The 11,932-nt window shown below is 66.9% G+C and carries 8 protein-coding genes; all 8 read right to left on the minus strand.

Annotation, left to right across the window (positions count from 1 at the left end):
- Positions 1-463: 463 nt before the first annotated feature.
- The 8 genes from WBR68_RS24955 to WBR68_RS24990 are packed head-to-tail and all read right to left on the minus strand — an operon-like array spanning position 464 to position 11,929.
- Complete coding sequence (locus tag WBR68_RS24955; RefSeq protein ID WP_230695550.1) at positions 464-4,390, minus strand: type VI secretion system protein; 3,927 nt, start codon at positions 4,388-4,390, stop codon at positions 464-466.
- Positions 4,391-4,429: 39 nt separating this feature from the next.
- A complete protein-coding gene (locus tag WBR68_RS24960; RefSeq protein ID WP_050445803.1) occupies positions 4,430-5,113 on the minus strand; it encodes a DotU family type IV/VI secretion system protein in 684 nt (227 codons plus the stop codon).
- Between the two features lie 4 nt (positions 5,114-5,117).
- Positions 5,118-6,512 carry a type VI secretion system baseplate subunit TssK gene (gene tssK / locus WBR68_RS24965; protein WP_127186017.1) on the minus strand — a complete coding sequence of 465 codons (1,395 nt, stop codon included), beginning with the start codon at positions 6,510-6,512 and terminating at the stop codon, positions 5,118-5,120.
- A 16-nt stretch (positions 6,513-6,528) separates the two neighbouring features.
- Positions 6,529-7,203 carry a type VI secretion system lipoprotein TssJ gene (gene tssJ / locus WBR68_RS24970; RefSeq protein WP_050445805.1) on the minus strand — a complete coding sequence of 225 codons (675 nt, stop codon included), beginning with the start codon at positions 7,201-7,203 and terminating at the stop codon, positions 6,529-6,531.
- 11 nt (positions 7,204-7,214) lie between these two features.
- A complete protein-coding gene (locus tag WBR68_RS24975) occupies positions 7,215-7,619 on the minus strand; it encodes a DUF4150 domain-containing protein (RefSeq protein WP_050445806.1) in 405 nt (134 codons plus the stop codon).
- Positions 7,620-7,631: 12 nt separating this feature from the next.
- On the minus strand, positions 7,632-8,324 hold the full coding sequence (locus tag WBR68_RS24980) for a DUF3540 domain-containing protein (RefSeq protein WP_230695551.1): 693 nt from the start codon (positions 8,322-8,324) through the stop codon (positions 7,632-7,634).
- Positions 8,325-8,346: 22 nt separating this feature from the next.
- Complete coding sequence (locus tag WBR68_RS24985; RefSeq protein ID WP_050445808.1) at positions 8,347-9,297, minus strand: pentapeptide repeat-containing protein; 951 nt, start codon at positions 9,295-9,297, stop codon at positions 8,347-8,349.
- Complete coding sequence (locus tag WBR68_RS24990) at positions 9,290-11,929, minus strand: DUF2169 family type VI secretion system accessory protein (RefSeq protein WP_230695552.1); 2,640 nt, start codon at positions 11,927-11,929, stop codon at positions 9,290-9,292. Before WBR68_RS24990 ends, WBR68_RS24985 begins: the two co-directional genes overlap by 8 nt.
- Between the last annotated feature and the right edge of the window lie 3 nt (positions 11,930-11,932).

Here is an 11,932-nt window from a genome sequence, read left to right on the forward strand (position 1 = left end):
CCGGTGCAATTCATGCCCCGGCTAACCCTTGCTCCGATCGTCTATCAACCGATGTCTACTTGACAGGGGTGCTTACGCATCCTTCTTGCCGTGGATGCCAACACAGCGAAGGGTGAGGTGAAGGGCGGGGCGTCGACGGGACCCAGGACGTCATGCTAAAGTCCGCGCTGTGTCAATTCGGCACACCGTCCGACATTGACAACGGCGCTGGTCTCCCTGGGAAGCGGCAGGATTTCGCGAGGTTCGAATCCTCTCGCCCCGACCACTGATTTGTGGTCGAATTCTTGAAAGTGTTTCCCGACACTTTTAGCTGAAAGCCGGTATCGCGAAAGCGGGCCGGCTTTTTTGCGTTGGCGTGCTTCGTGCGCCAGCAGCCGAGCCGTCCGGCAATATTCGGCAGGTCACAGGCCCTTCAAGCGCGGTGCAGGGCCTGTGAAGTCAGACCCCGCACCTTCGCCACCCCCTACCGCTCGGCGTCCTGCCGCAGCACTTCCGGCTTCAGCTTGAGCAAGGCGCCTATCTTGGCCGCCGCTGCCTGGGCGGCTTCCCGGGTGGCGTAGCCGTCTATCCAGATTTTGCGGTATTTCTCGCCCCGCAGCGTGATGTCGGATTCCTGGACGGTATAGCCGTTCTTCTTCAGCGTGGCGCGCACGGACTCCGGGTGCGAGAAGATGCCGACCTGTACCGCGTAGGGGCCTCGTGCGCTGCTGGCGGCCTTGGCCGGTGCCGGTGTTGGCGCCCGCTTGACGGCTGGCGGTTTCGCCGCGGGAGCCGGTTTGGCCTCCGGCGCAGCCTCTGGGGCCGGCATATAAAGATCCACGCTGTTAACGGGACCCATGCAATAGGACACGATACGCTGCGGCACCGGGCTTGCCGGGGCTGGCACGGGCATGGACGATCCGGGCGCGGTACCGGGTTGCAGTTCAGCCAGCCGTGTCTTGATCTCTTGCAGTTGGGCCGCCAGGCGATCCGCCTCGGCGAACGCGGTCTGCAGCGGCGCCTGGCCCTGCTGGCGATAGGTGACCACGATCCATTGAACGTCGGCAACCGACAGCAGCGTCTTCTGGTCCGGGAAGTCGGCGGGCGTATAGCGGTGTCCGCCGCTGGCAAACTCCTTGAGGAAGTCGATGAAGCCTCGCGCGCCGGTCCATTGGCGAGTCAGCTCGAAGTCCGAGTAGCGGATGCGCAGCGTGGTGTCGCCGCACGTCGCCAGGGACCAGGGGAAAACCGCGCTATTGGGAAAGTTGAGGTTCTCCAGCGTGATCGCGCCGCTGGCGCATTGCAGGGTCAGGTTCACGCTTTCCGGCAGCGCGCGGGCATCGGCGTTGGTCTGTGGGGGGACCGTGTTCAGCGTGACCGTGCCGGTAGTGCTCTCCAGCTTGGTGATCTGTTTCTCCAGTTCGCCCTGTTGCTGCGTCAGCGCCTGGACTTCATCGGATGAGCGCTTGGAATGCAGTTGCTGCGTGGCCAACGTCACCTGGCGCAACTGCGTCATGCTGGCAAACGCGTAGAACTGGCCGTTCAGGGGAATCTTGCTGTCCATTGCCGTGCGCGCTTCATAACGCACGCTATCGTGGTCCACGAAATTCTTGATGTCGCCATCCAGGAAGGCTTTGACCTGGCCACGGTCGCCATACAGCAGTTGATTGGCAAGCTCGCCGTCGGTGACGCCCTGGATGGCGCTCAGGACGGTGTTCTCCCATTGCTGCTGCAAGCGGCATCCGGCGTTGCGGCCGGCGTAATCCAGGACGAAATTCATCGGCCCTTCGGCAACATCCCAGATGACGCTGGTGCGTGGGCCGGCCGTGCCCTGTTGTTCGCGCAGCGTGCCGATCGCCGTGCGGGCATTGACCAGGGGCACGCTTTTCACATTGGGATCGTGGCCGAACGACCAGATCTCGATGGCGGCCTTCATGGCCGTGCCGTCACCCTGTTGCAGCGGCACGATGGTGTCGTGCACGCCCTGGCGATAGGCTTGCAGCAATTGCAGCGAGCTGCCTTCGTTGCGCAGGCGCGAAATGCCTTGTCCCAGCGAACCGCCTTGCGGCAGGTTCTTGATGACTTCGCCACCGAAGCGCTGCACCACGCCAATTTTCTGCAGCGCGCTGGCCGCCGTGTCTCCCTTGTCGGACTGCGCCAGTCCGTCCAGCGCATCAAGCCGACCGGCCTGCACGATCCAGTCCGGCCGGGATGCCTCGGGCAGGCGCTCGCCAACGGCCGCCAGCATGTGTATCAGGCGTTGGTAGGGGTCGTCCGGCGTCAGCAGCGACGACAGCACCGCGCGCCGGGCCGTGCCGTCCGCCAGCAGATCGGGCACACGCGGGAAGATCTGGGTGAACTGGTACCACGCATCCAGTCCGTCGCTTTGGTAATGCTGCTGGAACTCACTGCGCCGCGCTGACCATTCCTTGCTGTTGTCCGTGGCGCGTCCCAGTTCGTCCAGGAAACCAATGGCGGCGCGCTCGCCCTCGGGCGTCAGCCCGGCGGGAATAAACGGCAGGTTCGGCTTGTCGGGAATATTCCAGAAGTCCGTCAGGCGCACCGGCTTGATGGTGCCCTGCAGGTCCACCCACGAGTAAAGCCAGGGGATGGGGCGGTTGGTCAGGTTGAGTCCGGCCAGCACCTGGCGCAGAGCGCGTCGCTCGTCATCGAGCAGCGGCTGGTTGTCCTGCCATGTCAGGTAATCGCGGTACATGTCGCCAAGCAGGATGGCGTCCATGGAGTCGCGCAGCGTCTGGTGGACGCTGGCAAGCAGCAGGGGCAGCTCGCTGCCAGGCGCGGGCAGCGCGTACACGCTACGGCCCGCGAGGGCGGCATCGATCAGGTTGATGCGCCGCACCAGCGTCTGCGCCCAGGCGGCAAGCAGCATGTCGTTGTTGCCCTTGGCCAACTGCGGCAGGCTGCTGATCAGCAGGGGGTCCAGATTGGCGGCGATGACCTCGCGATGGAATTCACGCGTGTAGTGATCCATCATGCGGCGCTCGACCTGGTTCACACGGCGCTGAAACGGCATCCAGTGGCGCTGCCATGGCGGCCGCTTCAGCAGCGTGTGTATGGCGCTGCGTTCGTCTTGCAGCGCATGCAGGTCCGTCGACATTGGCCCCGAGAAATCCGGGGTGTCCGACGTGCCCGCCGCCGCGGCGCGCAGTTCGTCCTGAGCGGTATTGCTGGCGTGCACCAGCAGCGACCCCACGCCCACGCACAGGCCCAGCCACGCCACCACGGCGGCATGGCGCAGCAAGCGGCGCCAATGGCGCCACCGCTCAACGGGCCGCCACGCGTGCCGCTGCGCGGGCAAGGCATGGTTGAACAGGCCGGCGCTGAACCAGTCGGCCTGGCTGCGGTCGCTGCCCGCCGGTTGCCCGGTCAGGAACAAGCCCTGCATCAACGGCGTTTCGGCATAAGGCGTCGCCTGGAACGCGGGTCGCATCACCTTGGCCAGTTGCCGGGCCAGGGGCACCAGGCGCTCGGGCAGGCCGAAGACGTCGGGCTCGGGCCGGCCCCGCACGCCTTGCAGCACGCGCAGGTCGAACATCCGGTGCACGATGTTGTTGAAGGCATCGTTGATGAACTGTCCCACGCTGGCAGTGGGCGTGGGATTCAGGAAGCCCATTGCCTGGTTGGTCAGGTCGGGCCCCAGGCTCTTTGCCCAGGCGGCAAAGCCGGGCAGCAACTGGCAGTCGGTCAATACGACATACACAGGAATGCGCGCATCGTAGATGCGGGTCAGTTCATCAAGGCGCTTGCGCAATCCCTGGCCTGTCTCGTTCAGGTCGGCATCGGCGCCGTTGCTCAGCCACGCCGCGTTGAAGGCCAGGATCAGGCCGTTCAAGGGTTCGCGGCGGCGCGTGCGCATCATCCAGTGCAGCAGACGGCGCCAATTCGGCGAATCAGGAACCTTGTGTTCCTGGCCCATCGCCGCGGTGGGGTCCAGCACGACGCCGTTGCGCAGCAGCCACCATTGCAGTTCGGCCGGATCGTCGCTACGGCCCTGTACGGGCGCCGAGCCCGCCGCGCGGCGCAGCAGTTCGGTCCTGGCGGCATCGTCGGGGCCCAGCACCATATACCAGGGCAGCACATACAGCGGCGAGCCGAAGCGCGACAGGCGCGACTGCTTCAGTGCGCTCAAGCCCGCGCGCCAGTCCATGTCCAGCCGTTCGGTGCTGACGGTGGTGCTGCCGACCGGGCGCGCCAGGCGCCGCCGTAGCCGCCAGGCCAGCCATAGCCCGCGCAGCCAGCGCAGCAGCACAAGGCCGATCAGTACACCCAGGAACAGGGCGATGGAGCGCCAGAGAGGCCAGCCCAGGTACAGGCCCAGCACCCAGCACGCCAGTGCCAGCAGTAGCAGTCCCAATAGCCAGGCAATCGCGACAAGCAGTTTTTTGATCATTGCACGAACAGCAGCGTTAGCATTTCAAGTCAGGCCAGGTCAGGAACGGGGTGCGGTGGGCACGGCAACGCGCGCCGCCTCGCCCGCAACACGGTGGTCCAGGTACAGGTACAGACCCAGCAGCAGGCACAGCGGCACGACCACCAGGAAAAAGGTCGCCAGCGACGGTCCGATGCCGCGGCGGTAGGGCGCCACTCTGCGCGCGCGGCCGCCCGCCTGCGGGAACAGCGGCAGGCTCGGGTCCAGCGCCGCCATGCCGCGCTCGGCGGCGATGCGTTCCAGCAGGGCCGCGCGGTACTCCGCCAATTCGGCGGGCGGACGATGCGTGTAGCGGCCGCTGAAGCCGGCCAGCAAGGCCAGCCCATAGACCTCGCGCACTTCCACGGCGTCATCAGGCAGGGCTTCCAGCTTTTCGAAGAACGCCACGCCGGCGCGCGTTGTCGAGAAGTAATGGCGCTGCAAGGGCGACAAGCGCCACGACGAATTGGCCGCCCAGTCGCGCGACATCGCCAGTTCGTCGATCCAGGCCACCACGGCGAACAGGCTGGCCTGCGCGTCGGCGGCGGTGAAGCCATGGGCCTGCACGCGTTCGACCGCGGCGTCCAATGACGCCTTCAGTTGGTTGCGCACCACCTCGGCGTCGGCGGGCGTGTCGGCGCCCGCGCCCGCGATCGCCGTGCGCGCCAACTCCATGGATGCGATCCAGATATTGCTCAGACGCACGTTGCTATCCTTTGATCACGATCAGTTCAAGCCGCAGGTCCGGCGGCGACTCGGGTAGCGACAGCGACAGGCGTCCATCACGAACGACCGCGTCCCAGCCATCCGACAGGCTTTCGATACGGAAATAGGCGCTGCCCGCACGGCGCGGCATGCCCAGCGGCAGCGTCTGCAGCGGAATGATCTCGATGCCGGGCAGTGAGCGCGTGACCAATGTTTCGATTTCGTCGGGCGTGCCGAGCTTGGCTTCCAGCACCATATGTTCGGCCAATTCCTTAGGCTCCAGGCCGCTGCGCGCCATCAGGTAATAGCGATGACGGGGGCCGAAGAACGCGGCCGGCATGTCGGCGCGGAAGAGGTTGCCCGCGGCGCCATCCTGCTCGAAGTGCACCAGCATCTCGGGCCCGATCGTGATCTCGTTCAGCAGGCGGCGCACCAGGTCCAGCACGCCCATGAACACGGCGCCGATATCGTTGTGCTTGTAGGGCGCCACCAGTTGCTGGTTGTCCCGCGTTTCGCCAAGCAGGTCGCAATATTCCGAGAAGGTGCTCAGCTCGCCCGCCAACTGCCGCAGAACGCCGTAGACGGCCCAGGGATGGGTCTGCCGGGCCTCGACCAGATGCGTGATCTGCGGGCCGTAGCGGTTCAGTACGGACAGGGCAAGCACCGGGCCGAACTGGCCGTCTTCACCGGAGCGGTTGGCAATGGGCTGCTTGAAGACTTCAAGCTGGCGGGCGCGCCCGATGACTTCGTCGCGCAATTCCATCAGCATGTGTTGCAGCGACGTGGACGCGGCCAGGTTCAGGCAGGGCGGCACGAAGCGGGGCGCCAGCCTGACGACTTCGCCATCCTGCTCCAGGCGCGCCAGGGGCATCAGGTCGTAATTGCTCAGCGCGCCAATCTCTTCTTCCCAGAACAGGCGCAGCACATACGTCATCAGGGTCACGCGCCCCGACGGGCCGCTGGCGTAGCGGTCGGGCACTTGTTGCGGATCGGCCGGCACCACCAGCCGCGCCTCTGCGCGCGCCGCGTCGTCCAGGTTTTCGTATTTCTGTACGCTGACCTGGTCCACGACATGACGGCGCAGGCCAACGTACAGCGTGCGCGGGCCCTGCGAGAACTCGGCCAGTTCGAAGCGCCGTGATTCGATGCGGGCGTTCCCCGGCATCTCGGTCAGCGTGCCGTCCTGCCAGCGCAGGGCCATATGGTCCACCACGACCTGCCGCGAGGCCAGGGCGGCTTCATTGATTTCCAGGGCGCCGAAGCCCCAGCACCAAGGCGCGGTCAGTTCCACCTGCCGATGCAGCAGGCGTTCGGTCCAGGCGTCCTGATACTGGAAATGATGGGGCTGCAGGAACAGGCCCTGATGCCAGAACAGTGGTTGTTTCAGATGCGTGCTCATGCTTTGCGTGATCGGTTCATTGTTTGGCCGGCGGGCTGCCGGCGGCGGGCGTCGTCGCGGGGGGCGTCACCAGCCCGCCAACGGGGCGGGTGGGCGTGACGGGCGGCGTACGGGTGCCGACTGCCTGAAGGATGCCGTCGGCGCCCAGGTGTAGTTCTATCTTCAGCGGCTCGGGCGACGCGTTGCGTGTCTTGACCACGATGCCGCTTGAATCCACTTCCACGCCGATGCGGTACAGCCGTGCGCTGCGCGTCGGGTCCAGATGGAAGTAGCCGGCCACCAGGCCCACGTACTTGGCGTTTTCAACGCGCGGCAGAGTGATCGTGCGGTTCTCGCCAGGCGACACGAACACGCGGTCGAGCGACAGCAGGCCCTTGGGCGGGGCGTCGGCCAGCAGCAGCGTGGACATCTTGGCCGAATTGGCGGCGTAGGGCGCGAACGCGCTGGGATCTTCCATCTGCACCACCGACAGCGCCAGCGTATGCGGCTGGTCGGTCGATTGATTCAACTTCGGGTCGGCTTCAATGGCGATCTGCACGCCGTCGGCCGCATACGTCCATTTCAGCGCCTTGAGCGCATCCTCTTCCGATGTGCCGCCCATCATGCTGTTCAGGGAACTGCACGAGGCCAGCGCAAGGGTGCACAGCGCGATGAACAACAGACGCGGGATCAAAGCCTGGAGCTTGAACATGGCGGCGCTCCTCAACTGACCAGCATCACGATCACCTGGCTGGGGGCAGCCACGATACCGACCGTGTTGTTGGCGTTCTGCGTGGTCATGCAGGTCAGGCGCACGCCCGGCGGGCCGCCCACCATGACCTTCATGCTGCCGGTCACGAACGCGGCCTCGCCCATGATCTCGCCGCAGGCCACGCCGCCACCCGCCGCGCCGGCCTGGTCGCCGTTGCTAAGCATGATGGTGCTGGCCTGGTTCAGCGCGGGCATGCCGCCTACCAGCACGTTCTCGACGATGCCGCCCGGGTCGGCCATGTCGCTCATGGCGATGTTGGGGTAGGGCATCGGGATTGGCGACGGCACCGCGGGCGTCAGGCAAACGTCGGGCACGGTTGCCGTGGTCATCGCACCGGCGTTATTCAGCATGAACATGGCATTCCCCTTTCAACCTATCTGCACCGAGCCGGCGTCCACGGCCACTCGGTCGCGCGCTTTCAGGTCAGCCGTTGCGGCATGTACCGACCAGTCGTCGTCGACGACGGTGCGTTGCGACCCTGCCGCCACGTCCTCGTGTCCGGCAACGCGGCGCATGCTCTGCCCCAGATGCACTTCGGCGCGGTTGGCAATTTCCAGGTGGTTCACGCTGACGTCCGTGCGGGTGTTCCACTGCGTATGCGCGGTGTCGCCCGCGGTGTTCAAGGTCCGGTAGCGAAGGTCCGCCTCATCCAGCGTGACCGTGGCGTGCTCGGCATTGATCTCCAGCGTGGGGCCGGCATCCAGCGCCACGCCCTCGGCCGCCTGGATCGTCAGCTTTCCCTCCGGCAACGATAGTTGCAGGTCGCCCGGCACTTCGACCCGAGCGGCGGATGCGGGCGCCCCGCGTTCCAGCACGGTCAGGATGTAGCCTTGGCCCGCGGCCACGCTGATGAGCGCCATATCGCCGACTTCGGGTTGCAGCAGGCAGCCCGCGGCGGGGGTGACCCAGATGGCGCCCGCGCCGGTCAATGCGGCGTAGCGGCGACCGTCGCGCATGACCAGCCGGGCGTGATGCAGGCGGGCGCCCTGGTCCGGCGAATAGGCCGGCGCGGCCTCAGGCTGGCTGACGGTAGGATCCAACGCGGGAAGTGGATGGTTCATTGAATGTCCAATGGCATCGGGGTTAAACGGGGGGGCGCCACAGTTCGGCGGCGCGTAATTCCGGGTCATCGCGGCGGACGTTTTCAAGCACGGTTTCGCGCCACGAAGCATCGGGCAGTTCAGCGGCGTGCAGGCGCGCGCCTGTCATATCGGCCCGCGAGAAATCCGCATGCGCGACACGCAGGTGCGACAGGTCGGCGTCCACCAGCTTGGTCTCGCCGAACGAGATGCCCGTGGACTGGGCGGCATAAAAGCGGGCGCCTTGCAGCGAGGCTCGCGCGAAGCTGGCTTTGTCCAGGCGAGCCTGGTCGAAGATGGCGCCGTCCAGCATCGCGCTATCGAAGCGCGCGTTCTGCAGGACGGCCTGGTAGAAAGACACGCCCGGGGCCACCAACCCGCTGAAATCGACATCGGCGGCCTGGACCCGGTTGAAGGAACATTGCGCCAGCACGGCGCCAGCCAGCGTGGAGCCCGTCAATTTGCTGTCCGGCAGGTGGCTTTGCCGCCAGACCGCGCCCGAAAGATCCAGGCCGGACAGGTCGCAGCGCGACAGCCATGCCTTGTCGACTTTGGCCGTTCTCATCCGAGCGCCCGGGAAGGCGGTGTTCTGGGCGGCCAAGCGGGTCAGTTCAGCCAGGTGGAAATCCGCGTCCTGCCATACGCAATCCATCATCCAGACCTTGATGGCCTTGGTTTCGCGCCATGACACGGCATGGCCGCTGCAGGCGGTGAAGGACGCCCCATCCAACGCCACGCCGTCCAGGCTGACGTCGTCAAGCCGGCAACGGTTCCAGACGGTCTTGCGCATGTCGGCGCTATCGAAACGGGCGCCGCGCGCATCCAGGTTGGCCAGGCGCAGACCGGACAGATCGGCATTGCGGAAGTCGACGCCGGCCAGCGCGTCGGGCGCCAGCCGTTCGCCCGCGCGCAAGGCTTGCAGCAGCGCGTCGCGGTTCTGGGTCGCGTCACTCACGGCCGTAATCCTCCAGCAGGCGGCAGCGCGTGAGCAGGGCCTGGTCCAATTGCACGCCTTGCGCGGTCGCGGTGCGGGTATCGGCCGCGTGCAGGTTGGCGCCGGTCAGGTCCACGTCCTGCAGCACCACCTGGCGCAGCCGGGCCTGCATCAGGTTGGCCCCGCGCCAACTGGCCTGCGTGATGCGGCTGCCGGTGAAGTCGCAGACGCGCGCCACCAGATGCCAGGCGTCGGTGCCCGACAGGTCGCAGTTCTTCAGAAACCCACGGTCCATGCGCGTTTCGCGCAGCGTGGCCTTGCCCAGATTCGTATCCTGCAGACTGGCTTTGTCCAACAGCGCGCGGTTCAGGTTGGCGCGGCTCAGATCGGTGCCTTTGAGCGTGCGCAGCTGCGCCATGCTGGCGCCGTCGTAACGCGAACCCGCAGCCTGGCAGGTCATCAAGGTCGCGCCCTGCAGGTCGGCGCCATCCAGGGTGGCGTCCTCCAGCACGCACTTGCTGAACATGGCTTTCGGGAAACGGCTGGACGCCGCATCGATGGCGGCAAACCGGCACGCGGTGAAACGCGCGTCCTGGCCCTGGGCCTGGCGCAGAACGGCCTTGTCGAAGTCGCATTCCTTTGCCTGCGCCGTGGCCCACCGGGTGGCGGACAGATCGGCCTGGGTGAACACGCATTTCTCCATGCGGGCTTGTGTAAAGTCCGCGCCGGGCAGCTTCGCGCCGGCGGCCTGGCACCCCTTCAGCAGGGCGCGGGGGAAACGGGCGCGGCTCAGTTGGGCGTCCCCAAGATCGCAGTCTTCCAGTTGGCAGTCAGTGAAATCCACGCCTTCCAGATTGGCGCCGCGCAGCACGCAGCCGCGTAGCAGCGAGGAGCTGAGGTCCAGGCCGGCCAGGTCCACGCCGCTCAGGTCCAGCCCCTGCAATTCGCACCATTGCGCCGAGGCGTGCCGCGCGTGGTGGTCAAGCAGGGCCTCGCGGTCCAGCACGGTGCGGGGGCCGCGCGGCATGGCCTCATCCGGCAAGGGCAGTGGCGGCGGTTCCTGGGCCTGTAGCGCTTCTGCCTGCTTGGAGATTTTCTTCGCGTTCAGTTGCAGCGCGTCCATCTTGATCTGGAAGGCCTGGTAGCGTTCCATCAGCGCGGCCTTGGCGTCGGGCGGCAGCTTCATTTTTGCGACGGCGTCGGCGGGGTCCAGCACGACGGGCGGCCGGGCACGCGAACGCGCCAGCGCGGCGTCGTAGTCAAGACCGTGGGCGCGCCATTGCTCGCGCGTCTCGGCTTCGCCAGCGGCCAAGGCATCGGCCACGTATTGGCGCACGGCAGCCTTGAACGCCGTCGGTTCCTTGGGCCATTCGGGGGGCGGCAACGCCAGCGTCTTGGGCGGGGCATCGCTTTGCGCCATCTTGGCTTGCAGTGACCCCAGGCCGTAGCGCTGCATGGTCTGGTCGGTTTCGGCAATGGCCGATGCGCGGGTGTCAGCCAGGGTCTTGGCGACCGTCGCCCGATGCGCGGCCGCCGCCTTGCCCATCTCTTCGACCGCCTTGCCCGCCGCGGCCGTTTTCGCGGCGGCCTCGGGGCCCGGCTCGGGCGCGGCCAGCGTTTGCGCTTGCGCCGGCGTCGCGGTCTCGCCGGCCTCTTGCCACATCAGCGCCCAATGCTGGGTGGTTTGCGGCGGCTCGCTCATGCGTTCGGTGAAGATGCCCAGGCCGAGCACGTCTTCCGCGTCCTCGCGCCGCGTGGCGAATTCGCCCCGGTACAGCACCAGCACGCGCTCGTCGTTTGGCAGCAGCCACACGGTGTCCAGGTCCAGCGGCACTTCCACGCGCCGCTCGGGCGCCGCATCGGTGCGCACCAGCACGCGCGGCCGCAAGCCGGGCAGGGTGCCGCGTTGCAGCGGATGGTCGGGGTGCATGTTCTCGGCGAACCAGCTTTCGTCGCCGCGCCAATAGCCTTGCTGGCATTGGTCCTGCGCGAAACGGTCGAACCAGCGCGGGTCGGTGTCGTCGGGCAACCAGGGCAGGCGCGCGCGCTGCCAGCGCTTGTCCAGCGTGCCTAGCCAACGGATCTGTTCAGGCGCGCCCTGGGCCAGCACGCCCAGGCTGGCGGGGCGGGGGACATCGCCGGGCCGCAGCACCGGTGCGTTGGGGTCTTCGACATTGGGCAGAGCCACGCCGTCGGCCTGGTCCGCTTGGGCGCAATGGCCGCGCCCGTGCGGATTGGCCGCCCAGCCCTTGGCGCCGTAGGCGCGTGCCAGGCCGATGGGCATGTCGGTGTAAGGCTGCGGCGCGCTGGGCTGCCAGCCGGCAACCCCGCGCGACCAATAGCGGTCGCCCAGCACCAGCACTGATTTTTCCAGGCTGCCCACGCCGGCGCGCACGGTCAGGCCGGTCACCGGCCTGCCTTGCGGCGCCTTGGCCGCGCCAGCCACCCCAAAGCCGCCACGCGATTTTTTTTGCGCCAGGTCGAAGGGTTCGTCAGTGAAAAGCGCCGTCAGCGTTTTCCAGGCCTCCGGTTCAGACAGGCGCGTGCCGTCCGCGCCGCAACAGTAGCCTACCGTCACGGTCAGGGACGACTGCCCCCCGCGGGATTGATATCCCAGCAGCAGCATGGCGTCGGCGGGTTTGTGCACGTGCATCGC

It is taken from the genome of Achromobacter sp. JD-1 (assembly GCF_038594925.1).
Lineage (GTDB): Bacteria > Pseudomonadota > Gammaproteobacteria > Burkholderiales > Burkholderiaceae_B > Achromobacter > Achromobacter spanius_C.